Below are 14622 nucleotides of genomic sequence, written 5' to 3' on the forward strand. Positions count from 1 at the left end.
CATGACAGCGACCATAAAACTCGGCCAGTTGGCCGAGTTCCTCGGCGCCACTCTACGTGGCGACCCAGAGAAGGAAATTACTGGGCTAGCCACTTTGCAAGAGGCTGGCCCAGCTCAGTTGAGCTTTCTGGCAAATCCTCAATACCGCAAATACCTGGCTGACAGCCGGGCTGCAGCTCTGTTGCTGAAAGCCGCTGACGCTGAAGGTTTTGCCGGGAATGCATTGGTCGTACCTGATCCGTACGCCGCCTACGCTCGTGTTTCCCACCTGTTCGATCCCAAGCCCAAGGCGGCTGCCGGCATTCATCCGACCGCAGTGATTGCGGCGGACGCGGTGGTTGATCCAGCGGCGAGCATCGGTGCCTTTGTGGTCATCGAGAGCGGGGCGCGAGTTGATGCAGGTACGACCATCGGCGCACATTGCTTCATTGGCGCTCGTAGCGTTATCGGCGAAGGTGGCTGGCTCGCACCGCGCGTCACGCTGTATCACGACGTGCGTATCGGCAAGCGGGTGGTGATTCAGTCCGGTGCAGTATTGGGTGGCGAAGGCTTCGGCTTTGCCAACGAGAAAGGCATCTGGCAGAAAATCGCCCAGATCGGTGGCGTTCTGGTCGGTGACGATGTGGAGATCGGCGTGAATACTGCCATCGACCGCGGTGCACTGGCCGATACCATTCTTGGTAATGGCGTCAAGCTCGACAATCAGATTCAGATCGCCCACAACGTTCAGGTCGGTGATCACACTGCCATGGCTGCGTGCGTGGGGATTTCCGGCAGCACCAAAATCGGCAAGCATTGCATGCTCGCCGGTGGCGTAGGGCTGGTGGGACATATCGAAATTTGCGACAAGGTTTTCATCACCGGAATGACCATGGTGACCCACTCGATTACCGAGCCGGGCTCCTACTCTTCCGGCACGGCCATGCAACCGGCTGCCGAATGGCGCAAAAGCGCGGCACGTATCCGTCAGCTCGATGACATCGCGCGGCGGCTGCGACAGCTGGAAAAGCGAGTAGGGGAAGTGACCCCTGACGGTATTGCTTCATCAGATGGCTGATACCATTTCCATATCAAGTGTGCACAGCCGCTAGACTGCCTCCTTGATTTGCTAGAGGAGCGCGCGTCAGTCGCGCGTTCCCAATCTTTACATAGGCTTCCCCCCGAAATGATGGACATCAACGAGATTCGCGAATACCTGCCTCACCGTTACCCGTTCCTGCTGGTGGACCGGGTCGTGGATCTGGATGTGGAAGGCAAGCGCATTCGCGCCTACAAGAATGTCAGCATCAACGAACCGTTCTTCAATGGTCACTTCCCTGCGCATCCAATCATGCCGGGCGTACTGATCATCGAAGCGATGGCTCAGGCTGCCGGGATCCTTGGTTTCAAGATGCTGGACGTGAAGCCGGCTGATGGCACCCTGTACTACTTCGTAGGCTCCGACAAACTGCGTTTCCGTCAGCCGGTCAAGCCTGGCGACCAGTTGATCCTTGAAGCCACGTTCATCAGCTGCAAGCGCAAGATCTGGAAGTTCGAATGCCAGGCATCGGTAGATGGCAAGCCGGTCTGCTCGGCCGAGATCATCTGTGCGGAACAAAAAGTATGAGTTTGATTGACCCTCGCGCAATCATCGATCCGACGGCCGTCCTGGCCGACGACGTCGAGGTCGGCCCTTGGTCGATCGTCGGCGCTGGTGTGGAAATCGGCGAGGGGACAGTAATCGGGCCGCATGTGATTCTCAAAGGCCCGACCCGAATCGGTAAGCACAACCGCATCTACCAGTTTTCTTCGGTAGGCGAAGACACGCCCGATCTGAAATACAAGGGTGAAGAAACCCGTCTGGTCATCGGTGACCACAACGTCATCCGTGAAGGCGTGACCATTCACCGCGGGACCATTCAGGACCGTTCCGAAACGACCCTGGGCGATCACAACCTGATCATGGCCTATGCTCACATCGGCCACGACAGCGTCATCGGCAACCATTGCATCCTGGTCAACAACACCGCGTTGGCGGGCCATGTGCATGTTGAAGATTGGGCGATCCTGTCCGGTTTTACCCTGGTTCACCAGTATTGCCACATCGGCGCCCACAGCTTTTCCGGTATGGGTACCGCCATTGGCAAGGACGTTCCAGCGTACGTCACGGTGTTCGGCAACCCGGCCGAAGCGCGCAGCATGAACTTCGAAGGCATGCGCCGTCGTGGTTTCAGCGAAGACGCGATCCACGCCCTGCGCCGTGCCTACAAGGTGGTTTATCGCCAGGGCCTCACGGTTGAGCAGGCACTCGCGGAGCTGGCCGAACCTTCGGAGCAATTCCCGGAAGTTGCGGTGTTCCGTGACTCCATCCAGTCTTCGACCCGCGGCATCACACGTTAATCATGGCTAATCTGCGTATTGCGCTGGTGGCGGGTGAGGCTTCCGGTGACATTCTGGGCGCCGGTCTCATGCGTGCGCTCAAGACACAGCATCCGGCGGTCGAGTTCATCGGTGTCGGTGGTCCGCTGATGCAGGCTGAAGGCCTGACCTCATATTTTCCGATGGAACGTCTCTCGGTCATGGGGCTGGTGGAAGTGCTCGGTCGGCTGCGCGAGTTGTTGAAACGCCGCAAGAAGCTGATCGCAGACTTGATCGCCGAGAAACCGGACGTGTTCATCGGTATCGATGCGCCGGATTTCAACCTCAACATCGAACTGAAGCTGCGTCAGGCCGGGATCAAGACCGTGCATTACGTCAGCCCGTCAGTGTGGGCGTGGCGGCAGAAGCGGGTGCTGAAGATTCGCGAAGGTTGCGACCTGATGCTGACGCTGTTCCCGTTTGAAGCGAAATTCTATGAAGAGAAGGGCGTGCCGGTGCGGTTTGTCGGTCACACCTTGGCCGATGCGATACCCCTTGAGGCTGATCGTCGCGCCGCACGCGCCGAGCTCGGTTTGCCTGATGGCCCATTGGTCGCGCTGATGCCGGGCAGTCGCGGTGGCGAAGTCGGGCGTCTGGGCGCTTTGTTCCTCGATGCCGCCGAGCGTTTGCGCGCCATGCGTCCTGGCGTGCGGTTCATTATTCCTTGTGCCAGCCCTCAGCGCCGCGCGCAGCTTGAAGAACTGCTGGCCGGTCGCGATCTGCCGCTGACCCTGCTCGACGGCAAGTCCCATCTGGCGCTGGCCGCCTGCGACGCAGTGTTGATTGCCTCCGGAACAGCGACCCTCGAAGCCTTGCTGTACAAGCGTCCGATGGTGGTGGCTTATCGTCTGGCACCGCTGACGTTCTGGATCCTCAAACGCATGGTGAAAAGCCCTTACGTCTCGTTGCCGAACCTGCTCGCCCAGCGCCTCTTGGTGCCTGAATTGTTACAGGACGATGCAACGGTTGAAGCCTTGGCCCAGACGCTGTCGCCCCTGATCGAAGGTGGCGAAGAGCAGACCCGCGGTTTCGACGAAATCCACCGGACCTTGCGCCTGGATGCCTCCAATCAGGCGGCGGACGCGGTACTGAATCTGATCGGCAAAACACAATGACAAAAGCACAACAGATGGGCCTTGATTTCACCCTGGTCGCCGAAGTCGAAGAGCTGGTTGCCGGTGTTGATGAAGTCGGTCGCGGCCCGCTCTGCGGCGCCGTGGTGACGGCAGCGGTGATTCTCGATCCGAATCGTCCGATCCTTGGCCTCAACGATTCGAAGAAGCTCACCGAAGCCCGCCGCGAAAAACTCTTCGACGAAATCTGCGAAAAAGCCCTGAGCTGGTGCATCGCTCGCGCGGAAGTCGAAGAAATCGACGAGCTGAACATCCTCCATGCCACCATGCTGGCCATGCAGCGTGCGATCGAAGGCCTGCACATTCAGCCAAAACTGGCGATGATCGACGGTAACCGTTGCCCGAAACTGGCCATGCGCGCTGAAGCCGTGGTCAAGGGCGACAGCAAGGTCCCTGCCATCGCCGCGGCCTCGATTCTGGCCAAGGTCAGCCGCGACCGTGAAATGGCTGCTTTCGAACTGATTTACCCGGGTTACGGCATCGGCGGTCACAAGGGCTACCCGACGCCCGTTCATCTGGAGGCGCTGGCACGCTTGGGGCCGACGCCGATTCACCGCCGCTCGTTCGCGCCGGTGCGGTTGGCTTATGAGGCGCGCGAAAGCCTCATCGAGAGTTAGTCGCGAGGCTGATGTTTTCGCCAAGGCCCGGTACAATCCGGGCCTTGTTGTTTTCATGACATAACGCAGGATCACTATGCCGGCTTCATTCGTTCACCTACGCCTGCACACTGAATACTCCCTGGTCGACGGTCTGGTGCGGATCAAACCGCTGGTCAAGACCCTGGTCGGCATGAACATGCCTGCCGTAGCGGTCACCGATCAGAACAACATGTGTTCCCTGGTCAAATTCTATAAAGCCTCGATGGGCGCAGGTATCAAGCCGATCTGCGGCGCCGACTTGTGGCTGTCGAACAAGGACCCGGACAACGCCCTGAGCCGGATCAGCCTGCTGGCCATGAACGCTGTCGGCTATCGCAACCTGACCGAGCTGATCTCCCGCGGTTTCATCGACGGCCAGCGCAATGGCTCGATCATTATCGAGCGTGAGTGGGTGGCCGAGGCCAGCGAAGGCTTGATCATGCTGTCGGCGGCGAAGGAAGGCGAAATCGGCCTGGCCATGCTCAGCGGCAATCCGGCGGAAGCGGAAAAACTGGCGCGCGAATGGATGGCGGTGTTTCCGGATCGTTTCTACCTGGAAATCCAGCGCACCAACCGCCCTAACGATGAAGAACAACTGCACGGCGCCGTGGCCCTGGCCGAGAAAATCGGGGCGCCGCTGGTAGCGACCAACGACGTGCGCTTCATCAAACAGGAAGACTTTGCCGCTCACGAAACCCGCGTCTGCATCGGTGAGGGCCGCGCCCTCGACGATCCGCGGCGTTCGAAGAACTACAGCGATCAGCAATACCTCAAAAGCGCCGAGGAAATGGCCGAGCTGTTCAGCGACATTCCCGAGGCGCTGGAAAACACCGTCGAGATCGCCAAGCGCTGCAACATCGAAGTGAAGCTGGGCACGCACTTCCTGCCCAACTTCCCGATTCCCGATGGCATGACCATCGACGAATATTTCCGCAAGGTGTCTTTCGATGGCCTGGAAGAACGACTGACCGTTCTGCTGCCCAAGGACACCACCGAAGACTATGAAGCCAAGCGCCAGGTCTACGTCGACCGGTTGAATTTCGAGCTGGATATCATCATCCAGATGGGCTTTCCCGGTTACTTCCTGATCGTGATGGACTTTATCCAGTGGGCCAAGAGCAACGGCGTGCCGGTAGGCCCTGGCCGTGGATCGGGTGCCGGGTCGCTGGTGGCCTATGTGCAGAAAATCACCGACCTCGACCCGCTGGAATATGACCTGCTGTTCGAGCGGTTCCTCAACCCGGAACGGGTCTCCATGCCCGACTTCGACGTTGACTTCTGCATGGACGGTCGTGACCGCGTAATCGACTACGTGGCCGAGAAATACGGGCGCAACGCGGTAAGCCAGATCATCACTTTCGGTTCCATGGCCGCCAAGGCTGTGGTCCGTGACGTGGCGCGGGTGCAAGGCAAGTCCTACGGCCTGGCGGATCGTCTGTCGAAGATGATTCCGTTCGAAGTCGGCATGACCCTGGAAAAAGCCTACGAGCAGGAAGAAATCCTCCGTGACTTCATCAAGGTCGATGAAGAAGCCGCGGAAATCTGGGAAATGGCGCGCAAGCTTGAAGGCGTCGTGCGTAACGTCGGTAAACACGCCGGTGGTGTGGTTATCGCGCCGACCAAGCTGACCGACTTCTCGCCGATCTATTGCGACGAGGCCGGTGACGGCCTGGTAACCCAGTTCGACAAGGACGACGTTGAAGCCGCCGGCCTGGTGAAGTTCGACTTCCTCGGTCTGCGGACCCTGACGGTCATCGACTGGGCGCTGAAAACCATCAACCGCGACCGCGCCAAGGTCAACGAACCGCCGCTGGACATCGCGTTCATCCCGCTGGACGACAAGCCGACCTACACGCTGCTGCAAAAAGCGGAAACCACCGCGGTGTTCCAGCTCGAGTCGCGCGGCATGAAAGAGCTGATCAAAAAGCTCAAGCCCGACTGCCTGGAAGACTTGATCGCACTGGTGGCCCTGTTCCGTCCGGGCCCTTTGCAATCCGGCATGGTTGACGACTTTATCAACCGTAAGCACGGGCGCGCCGAACTCGCGTACCCGCACTCGGATTACCAGTACGAAGGCCTGAAACCGGTACTGGCACCGACTTACGGCATCATCCTGTATCAGGAACAGGTGATGCAGATCGCCCAGGTCATGGCCGGTTACACCCTCGGCGGTGCGGACATGCTGCGGCGGGCCATGGGTAAGAAAAAGCCCGAAGAAATGGCCAAGCAGCGCGGCGGTTTCATTGAAGGTTGCAAGACCAACAATATCGAAGCCGACCTGGCCGGTAACATTTTCGACCTGGTAGAGAAATTCGCCGGTTACGGCTTCAACAAATCCCACTCCGCCGCCTACGGGCTGGTGTCGTACCAGACCGCGTGGCTGAAAACGCACTACCCGGCGCCGTTCATGGCCGCGGTACTGTCGGCGGATATGCACAACACCGACAAGGTCGTGACCTTGATCGAAGAAATTCGCACCATGAAGCTGCGTCTCGACGCGCCGGATGTGAATACCTCTGAGTTCAAGTTCACGGTGAATGACGAAGGCCGCATCATTTACGGCCTCGGCGCGATCAAGGGTGTGGGCGAAGGCCCGGTAGAGGCGATTACCGAGGCGCGTCAGGACGGTCCGTTCAAGGATCTGTTCGATTTCTGTGCCCGTGTCGACCTCAAACGCATCAACAAGCGCACCCTCGACGGTTTGATCCGCAGCGGTGCGCTGGATCGTCTGGGCCCGTATTTCCATGACGAACCGAAAGCCTATCAAGCGAGCATCGACCAGAACCGCGCGGTGCTGCTGAATGCGATGGAAGGGGCGATCAAGGCCGCCGAACAAACCGCTCGCACCCACGACAGTGGTCACGCCGATCTGTTTGGCGGGCTGTTCGTCGAGGCAGACGCCGACGTCTACGCCAATCATCGCAAGGCGAAAGAGCTGACCCTGAAGGAGCGCCTGAAAGGGGAGAAAGACACCCTGGGCCTGTACCTGACCGGTCACCCGATCGACGAATACGAAGGTGAAATCCGCCGTTTTGCCCGTCAGCGCATCATCGACCTGAAGCCGGCTCGCGATACTCAGACCGTTGCGGGGATGATCATTGCCCTGCGCGTGATGAAAAACAAAAAGGGCGACAAGATGGGGTTCATCACCCTTGACGATCGCTCTGGACGCATCGAAGCTTCGTTGTTTGCCGATGCGTTCCATTCGGCGCAGTCGCTGTTGCAGACTGATGCGATGGTTGTTGTTGAAGGCGAAGTCAGCAACGACGATTTCTCCGGCGGTTTGCGCCTGCGGGTCAAGCGGGTGATGAGCATGGAAGATGCGCGCACCAACCTGGCCGAAAGTCTGCGCTTGAAGCTGCAGACCAAGGATTTGAAAGGCGATCAGCTACGCTGGCTGGGTGAGCTGTTCAAGCGTCACCGAGGTGCGTGCCCGATCACCATGGAGTACACGAGCCCCGATGCGAAGGCCTTGCTGCAGTTCGGCGAGACTTGGCGAATCGACCCGGCGGATGCGTTGATTCAAGCCTTGCGTGACCAGTTCGGGCGAGACAACGTCTTCCTCCAATACCGTTGACGGTCAGGTAGCAACTGAACGCCCTGATCTCGACCTGAATTTTTAATCTCGACCTGAACGCGCCTCTCCCTTAAGGTAGGGCGCGAATAGACAACCGGCCGGCCCAAGCTCTCTTGGACGTCGACCCAAGACGGACGCCTATGAACCCGAATTTTCTAGATTTCGAACAGCCGATCGCCGACCTGCAAGCCAAGATCGAAGAGTTGCGCTTGGTCGGTAACGACAATTCGCTGAATATCGGCGATGAGATCTCCCGCCTGCAGGACAAAAGCAGCACGCTGACCGAAGATATCTTCGGCAAGCTGACCAGCTGGCAGATCGCGCGTCTGGCGCGTCACCCGAAACGTCCATACACTCTGGACTACATCGAGCACATCTTCACCGAGTTCGACGAGCTGCACGGCGACCGTCACTTCTCTGACGACGCTGCCATCGTTGGTGGCGTGGCCCGTCTGGATGACCAGCCAGTGATGATCATCGGTCACCAGAAAGGCCGCGAAGTGCGCGAGAAGGTTCGCCGCAACTTCGGCATGCCGCGTCCGGAAGGCTACCGCAAGGCGTGCCGCCTGATGGAAATGGCCGAACGTTTCAAAATGCCGATTCTGACCTTCATCGACACGCCGGGTGCTTACCCGGGCATCGACGCTGAAGAGCGCAACCAGAGCGAAGCGATTGCCTGGAACCTGCGTGTCATGGCTCGCCTGAAAACCCCGATCATCGCCACCGTAATCGGTGAAGGTGGTTCCGGTGGTGCACTGGCAATCGGCGTGTGCGATCAGTTGAATATGCTGCAGTACTCGACCTACGCGGTGATTTCGCCGGAAGGTTGTGCGTCGATTCTGTGGAAAACCGCCGAAAAAGCGCCGGATGCCGCTGAAGCCATGGGCATCACCGCCGAGCGCCTGAAAGGCCTGGGCATCGTTGACAAAGTGATCGGCGAACCTCTGGGCGGCGCTCATCGCGACCCGGTGGCGGCCGCTGCATCGATCCGTGCCGAGCTGACCTCGCAACTGGCGATGCTGAAGAAGTTCGATAACGAAGCGCTGCTCAAGCGCCGTTACGAGCGACTGATGAGCTACGGTCTCTGATCGACCACTGCTTCGGCAAATGATGTAACCAATGTGGGAGCGAGCCTGCTCGCGATAGCGGTATAACAGTCAGCAAGTTTGTTGAATGTTAAGCCGCTATCGCGAGCAGGCTCGCTCCCACATTTGATTTGTGCAAAGGGAAAGATATGGATCGGCCCACGATTGATTTGCCTTCCCGGCTTTTGATGAATCTGAAACCGTGGCGCGAAGCAACAACCTGGCACATCGCCTTCTCCGGTGGACTCGACTCCACGGTCCTTTTGCACCTTCTCGCCCATCTCGCCAAAACCGAACACCTCCCTGAGCTGAAAGCTATTCACATTCATCACGGCCTCCAGTCTGCGGCCGACGCGTGGCCGGAGCATTGCCAGTCAGTCTGTGATGCGCTGGGAATACCGCTACAGGTCATTCACGTCCAGGTTCAGCCCGGCGCCAGCCTTGAGCGTGCAGCCCGTGACGCGCGTTATGGTGCGTTCATCGAGGCTACTCAAGCCAATGAAGTGCTGCTGACCGCCCAGCATCGTGATGATCAGGCGGAAACCCTGTTGTTCCGATTGCTGCGTGGGGCAGGGGCGAGAGGGTTGTCAGGGATGCCACGTCAACGTGTGTTGGGCAAAGGGCATCTGGTGCGCCCCTTGCTCGATGTCTCGCGAGCAGAGTTGGAGGGTTACGCGAACCAGTACTCATTGAGCTGGATCGAGGATCCTTCCAATCAGGATCGACGTTTCTCGCGTAATTATTTGCGCAATCAGGTGTTCCCGGTGCTGACCGAGCGCTGGCCTCAAGCGATGGCGACTATGGCTCGCAGCGCCGCGCATCTGAGCGAAGCGCAGGAACTGCTTGATGAGTTGGCGCAAATCGATCTGGCCCAGGCCAGCTCCATCAGTGAATTCGATTGGCTGAGTGTGCCGTCACTTGAGCTTTCTACGCTTGCCAGCCTGTCCGCCGCTCGCCAGCGAAATGCAGTGAGTCACTGGCTCTCGGCACTGACCCGTTTACCGGATAGCGACCATTGGTCGGGTTGGGAAAATTTTCGTGATGCTGCTGCGGATGCCTCTCCGGTCTGGCGCTTGGCCGATGGGGAATTGCACCGGGCGGGCGGGCGGATCTGGTGGCTGTCGGGCTGCTGGCTGCGAACGCCACCGCCCGCGCCTGATTGGCCTGATCCCTCGCTATCGCTGGCGTTGCCGGATAACGGCGTGCTCTCGCTCACCGGTCAACCCCCCGATGGGCCGCTGCATATCCGCTATCGTGAAGGGGGGGAGGTCATGAGTCTGCCCGAGCGCGGTCATCGTGATCTGAAGCGTTTGCTCAACGAACGCGGGGTCCCGGGCTTCGTCCGTGGCCGATTGCCGCTGCTCTATCAGGGCGAGCAATTGCTGGCGGTGGCGAGGCTGCGAGGCTTGAATGGCAGTGAGCAGGACGGCTGGAATTTGCATTGGCAACCACCGAACGAAGATCAAGGTTTGAGCTGAAAGGGGCTTTCCGGTAGACTACGCTCCCTTCTTGATACAACTTCTGTGGATTCGCCTGAATTGCAGGAGTTGCCGATTACCAAGCAGTCTTTGCTGGGCGATTCCAAAAAATGTGTAGCGAGCAACGTACCGGTGTTTCATCTTCCGGTCTGTCCCAACGCGGCGGTTTTTTTGAAAGGTGCACTGTGATTAATGCAGGTGATCGGGGGCTTCGGCCTTCCTTCGCTTTCCCCGGCGGCTCGGACCGCTTTAACGCAGACTTCTAGGGTTTTTCATGACGCGCTACATATTCGTCACGGGCGGTGTTGTTTCTTCATTGGGGAAAGGCATTGCATCGGCTTCATTGGCGGCCATCCTGGAGGCGCGGGGACTTAAGGTCACCATGCTGAAGCTGGATCCGTACATCAACGTCGATCCGGGCACCATGAGCCCGTTCCAGCACGGTGAAGTGTTCGTCACCCACGACGGCGCCGAGACCGACCTGGACCTGGGTCACTACGAGCGGTTCATCCGCACGACCATGACCCAGAACAACAACTTCACCACCGGCCGTGTCTACGAACACGTCCTGCGCAAAGAGCGCCGTGGTGATTACCTGGGCGCGACCATCCAGGTGATCCCGCACATCACCGACGAAATCAAGCGCCGGATCATCAAGGGCGCCGGCGATGCCGACGTGGCCATGGTCGAGATCGGTGGCACCGTGGGTGACATCGAATCCCAACCGTTCCTCGAAGCCATCCGCCAGCTGCGTTTCGAAGTCGGCGCCAAGCGCGCGATGCTGATGCACCTGACACTGGTGCCGTACATCGCCACTGCCGGCGAAACCAAAACCAAGCCAACCCAGCACTCGGTCAAGGAGCTGCGCTCCATCGGCCTGCAACCTGACGTGCTGGTGTGCCGCTCCGATCACCCGATCGACATCTCCTCGCGTCGCAAGATCGCGCAATTCACCAACGTTGAAGAACGTGCGGTGATCGCGCTGGAAGACGCCGACACCATCTACAAGATCCCGGGCATCCTGCATTCGCAAGGCCTGGATGATTTTGTGGTCGAGCGTTTCGGCCTGCAATGCGGCGGCGCCGATCTGTCCGAGTGGGAAGCCGTGGTTGACGCCAAGCTCAATCCTGAGCACGAAGTCACCATCGCCATGGTCGGCAAGTACATGGAATTGCTGGACGCCTACAAGTCGCTGATCGAAGCGATGAGTCACGCCGGCATCAGCAACCGCACCAAGGTCAACCTGCGCTACATCGATTCCGAAGACATCGAAAACCAGGGCACTGCGCTGCTGGAAGGCGTCGACGCGATTCTGGTGCCTGGCGGCTTCGGTCTGCGCGGCGTGGAAGGCAAGATCACCGCCGTCCAGTACGCTCGCGAAAACAAGGTTCCGTACCTCGGCATCTGCCTGGGCATGCAAGTGGCGGTCATCGAGTTCGCTCGTAACGTCATGGGCTGGAAAGACGCCAACTCCACCGAGTTCGATCGTGCAAGCGGTCACCCGGTCGTGGGTCTGATCACCGAGTGGGAAGACGCCACCGGCGCCGTCGAAACCCGTACCGAAACCTCCGATCTGGGCGGCACCATGCGTCTCGGCGCGCAGGATTGCCTGTTGGAGCCGGGTTCCCTGGTTCACGGTTGCTACGGCAAGGACGTGATCGTCGAGCGTCACCGTCACCGCTACGAAGTGAACAACAACCTGCTGCCGAAAATCATGGAAGCCGGTCTGAAAATCTCCGGTCGCTCCGGTGATGGTGCGCTGGTTGAAGTGGTCGAAGCCCCGGATCATCCATGGTTCGTCGCTTGCCAGTTCCACCCTGAGTTCACCTCGACGCCACGCGACGGTCACCCGTTGTTCAGCGGCTTCGTCAAAGCAGCTTTGGCTCAACACCAGAAGAAGGCTTGAACCTTATGGCGCAGAAGATCATCCGCGTAGGCGATATCGAGATTGCCAACGACAAGCCAATGGTGCTTTTCGGTGGCATGAACGTGCTGGAAAGCCGCGACATGGCGATGCAGGTCTGCGAAGAATACGTGAAGGTCACCGAGAAACTCGGTATCCCTTACGTGTTCAAGGCCAGCTTCGACAAGGCCAACCGTTCCTCCGTGACCTCTTACCGTGGCCCCGGCCTGGAAGAGGGCATGCGGATTTTCCAGGACATCAAGCAAGCCTTCGGCGTGCCGATCATCACCGACGTCCACGAGCCTGAACAGGCCGCGGTCGTCGCTGAAGTCTGCGACATCATCCAGCTGCCGGCCTTCCTGTCGCGCCAGACCGACCTCGTGGTCGCGATGGCCAAGACCGGTGCGGTGATCAACATCAAGAAAGCCCAGTTCCTCGCACCTCAGGAAATGAAGCACATCCTGAACAAGTGCGTGGAAGCGGGTAACGATCAGTTGATCCTCTGCGAGCGTGGTTCGAGCTTCGGCTACAACAACCTGGTGGTCGACATGCTTGGCTTCGGCATCATGAAGCAGTTCGAGTACCCGGTGTTCTTCGACGTGACCCACGCGCTGCAAATGCCTGGCGGTCGTGCCGATTCCGCCGGCGGTCGTCGCGCCCAGGTCCTCGATCTGGCGAAAGCCGGGATCAGCCAGTCACTGGCCGGTCTGTTCCTCGAAGCCCACCCGGACCCGGACAACGCCAAATGCGACGGCCCTTGCGCCTTGCGTCTGGACAAACTGGAGCCATTCCTGGCCCAGCTCAAAGCTTTGGACGAACTGGTGAAGAGTTTTCCGACGGTAGAAACCGCGTAATCCTCATTTCTCCGGTAAAGTACCGCACGATTTGTTGCTCAGGCCCTCGGGCCTGAGCCTTATCGTCCGCAAGTCTGCCCGTTGCACATCACTTGCCGGCGATAAAAGATTTCCTTCAGCTGCGTCGTTTTCGTCAACTTTGGAGTGTTTACAACAATGGCAAAAATCGTCGACATCAAAGGTCGTGAAGTTCTCGACTCCCGTGGCAACCCCACCGTGGAAGCGGACGTGCTTCTCGATAACGGCATCATCGGCAGCGCTTGCGCGCCGTCCGGTGCTTCCACTGGCTCGCGTGAAGCGCTCGAGCTGCGTGATGGCGACAAGAGCCGTTACCTGGGCAAAGGCGTTCTGAAAGCCGTCGCCAACATCAACGGTCCGATCCGCGACCTGTTGAAAGGTACAGATCCAAGCGACCAGAAAGCGCTGGATCACGCGATGATCAAGCTGGACGGTACTGAAAACAAAGGCTCCCTGGGCGCCAACGCGATCCTCGCCGTTTCCCTGGCCGCGGCCAAGGCAGCAGCTCAGGACCAGGACCTGCCGCTGTACGCACACATCGCCAACCTGAACGGCACCCCGGGTGTTTACTCGATGCCGGTTCCGATGATGAACATCATCAACGGTGGCGAGCACGCCGATAACAACGTCGACATCCAGGAGTTCATGGTTCAGCCGGTTGGCGCCAAGTCTTTCTCGGAAGGTCTGCGCATGGGCACCGAGATTTTCCATCACCTCAAAGCTGTGTTGAAGGCCCGTGGCCTGAGCACTGCCGTCGGTGACGAAGGTGGTTTCGCACCGAACCTGGCATCCAACGAAGACGCTTTGAAAGTGATCTCCGAAGCCGTGGCCAACGCCGGTTACAAGCTGGGCACCGACGTGACCCTGGCACTGGACTGCGCGGCCAGCGAGTTCTACGAAGACGGCAAGTACAACCTGTCCGGCGAAGGCCAGGTGTTCACCGCTGAAGGTTTCGCCGATTACCTGAAAGGCCTGACCGAGCGCTACCCGATCATCTCCATCGAAGATGGCCTGGACGAGTCCGACTGGGCTGGCTGGAAAATCCTCACCGACAAGATCGGCGAGAAAACCCAGCTGGTAGGCGACGACCTGTTCGTGACCAACACCAAGATCCTGAAAGAAGGCATCGATAAAAAGATCGCCAACTCGATCCTGATCAAGTTCAACCAGATCGGCACCCTGACCGAAACTCTGGAAGCCATCCAGATGGCCAAGGCCGCTGGTTACACCGCCGTCATCTCGCACCGCTCCGGCGAAACCGAAGATTCGACCATTGCCGACCTGGCTGTGGGCACTTCGGCTGGCCAGATCAAGACCGGCTCCCTGTGCCGTTCCGACCGCGTTTCCAAGTACAACCAACTGCTGCGCATCGAAGAGCAGTTGAATGGAAAAGCCAAGTACAACGGTCGCAGCGAGTTCCGCGGCTGATTGCTATAAGGTAAAAAAGACACCGGATTGTGTCGGAAAAATCGCGACAGCGACGTTTTTGCCACTAATCTGATGCCTTAAGAGCACAAGCCTGGATTTTCCAGGCTTCGT

At 59.0% G+C, this 14622-nt stretch carries 11 protein-coding genes; all 11 read left to right on the top strand.

Annotated elements, in window-relative coordinates; all coding sequences use genetic code 11:
- Position 1 precedes the first annotated feature (1 nt).
- On the top strand, positions 2-1057 hold the full coding sequence (lpxD, locus tag KGB24_RS05295) for a UDP-3-O-(3-hydroxymyristoyl)glucosamine N-acyltransferase (protein ID WP_008039404.1): 1056 nt from the start codon (positions 2-4) through the stop codon (positions 1055-1057).
- A 108-nt stretch (positions 1058-1165) separates the two neighbouring features.
- Complete coding sequence (gene fabZ / locus KGB24_RS05300) at positions 1166-1606, top strand: 3-hydroxyacyl-ACP dehydratase FabZ (protein ID WP_008028982.1); 441 nt, start codon at positions 1166-1168, stop codon at positions 1604-1606.
- Entirely contained in the window at positions 1603-2379 is a 777-nt protein-coding gene (gene lpxA / locus KGB24_RS05305) for an acyl-ACP--UDP-N-acetylglucosamine O-acyltransferase (protein ID WP_008028983.1), read from the top strand. The genes fabZ and lpxA overlap by 4 nt, the downstream gene beginning before the upstream one ends.
- A 2-nt stretch (positions 2380-2381) precedes the next feature.
- On the top strand, positions 2382-3512 hold the full coding sequence (lpxB, locus tag KGB24_RS05310; RefSeq protein ID WP_223414408.1) for a lipid-A-disaccharide synthase: 1131 nt from the start codon (positions 2382-2384) through the stop codon (positions 3510-3512).
- Positions 3509-4147 carry a ribonuclease HII gene (gene rnhB, locus KGB24_RS05315; RefSeq protein WP_008028985.1) on the top strand — a complete coding sequence of 213 codons (639 nt, stop codon included), beginning with the start codon at positions 3509-3511 and terminating at the stop codon, positions 4145-4147. The genes lpxB and rnhB overlap by 4 nt, the downstream gene beginning before the upstream one ends.
- Before the next feature lie 76 nt (positions 4148-4223).
- Entirely contained in the window at positions 4224-7745 is a 3522-nt protein-coding gene (gene dnaE / locus KGB24_RS05320; protein ID WP_008028986.1) for a DNA polymerase III subunit alpha, read from the top strand.
- Positions 7746-7885: 140 nt separating this feature from the next.
- Positions 7886-8833, top strand: a complete 948-nt coding sequence (locus KGB24_RS05325; RefSeq protein WP_008028987.1) for an acetyl-CoA carboxylase carboxyltransferase subunit alpha — start codon at positions 7886-7888, stop codon at positions 8831-8833.
- Between the two features lie 146 nt (positions 8834-8979).
- On the top strand, positions 8980-10308 hold the full coding sequence (gene tilS, locus KGB24_RS05330) for a tRNA lysidine(34) synthetase TilS (protein WP_223414410.1): 1329 nt from the start codon (positions 8980-8982) through the stop codon (positions 10306-10308).
- 274 nt (positions 10309-10582) lie between these two features.
- Positions 10583-12214 carry a CTP synthase gene (locus tag KGB24_RS05335; RefSeq protein WP_008028989.1) on the top strand — a complete coding sequence of 544 codons (1632 nt, stop codon included), beginning with the start codon at positions 10583-10585 and terminating at the stop codon, positions 12212-12214.
- Between the two features lie 5 nt (positions 12215-12219).
- A complete protein-coding gene (gene kdsA, locus KGB24_RS05340) occupies positions 12220-13065 on the top strand; it encodes a 3-deoxy-8-phosphooctulonate synthase (protein WP_008028990.1) in 846 nt (281 codons plus the stop codon).
- A 156-nt stretch (positions 13066-13221) separates the two neighbouring features.
- A complete protein-coding gene (gene eno / locus KGB24_RS05345; protein ID WP_008039408.1) occupies positions 13222-14511 on the top strand; it encodes a phosphopyruvate hydratase in 1290 nt (429 codons plus the stop codon).
- Positions 14512-14622: the final 111 nt, after the last annotated feature.

This window comes from Pseudomonas sp. BF-RE-25, from assembly GCF_019956105.1.
Taxonomy (GTDB): domain Bacteria; phylum Pseudomonadota; class Gammaproteobacteria; order Pseudomonadales; family Pseudomonadaceae; genus Aquipseudomonas; species Aquipseudomonas migulae.

Bases quoted from the DNA above. Each gene is read 5' to 3' on its own strand.
- tilS (WP_223414410.1), top strand. From the start codon at position 8,980: ATGGATCGGCCCACGATTGATTTGCCTTCCCGGCTTTTGATGAATCTG.
- eno (WP_008039408.1), top strand. From the start codon at position 13,222: ATGGCAAAAATCGTCGACATCAAAGGTCGTGAAGTTCTCGACTCCCGT.
- KGB24_RS05325 (WP_008028987.1), top strand. From the start codon at position 7,886: ATGAACCCGAATTTTCTAGATTTCGAACAGCCGATCGCCGACCTGCAA.
- kdsA (WP_008028990.1), top strand. From the start codon at position 12,220: ATGGCGCAGAAGATCATCCGCGTAGGCGATATCGAGATTGCCAACGAC.
- lpxA (WP_008028983.1), top strand. From the start codon at position 1,603: ATGAGTTTGATTGACCCTCGCGCAATCATCGATCCGACGGCCGTCCTG.
- lpxB (WP_223414408.1), top strand. From the start codon at position 2,382: ATGGCTAATCTGCGTATTGCGCTGGTGGCGGGTGAGGCTTCCGGTGAC.
- fabZ (WP_008028982.1), top strand. From the start codon at position 1,166: ATGATGGACATCAACGAGATTCGCGAATACCTGCCTCACCGTTACCCG.
- KGB24_RS05335 (WP_008028989.1), top strand. From the start codon at position 10,583: ATGACGCGCTACATATTCGTCACGGGCGGTGTTGTTTCTTCATTGGGG.
- dnaE (WP_008028986.1), top strand. From the start codon at position 4,224: ATGCCGGCTTCATTCGTTCACCTACGCCTGCACACTGAATACTCCCTG.
- lpxD (WP_008039404.1), top strand. From the start codon at position 2: ATGACAGCGACCATAAAACTCGGCCAGTTGGCCGAGTTCCTCGGCGCC.
- rnhB (WP_008028985.1), top strand. From the start codon at position 3,509: ATGACAAAAGCACAACAGATGGGCCTTGATTTCACCCTGGTCGCCGAA.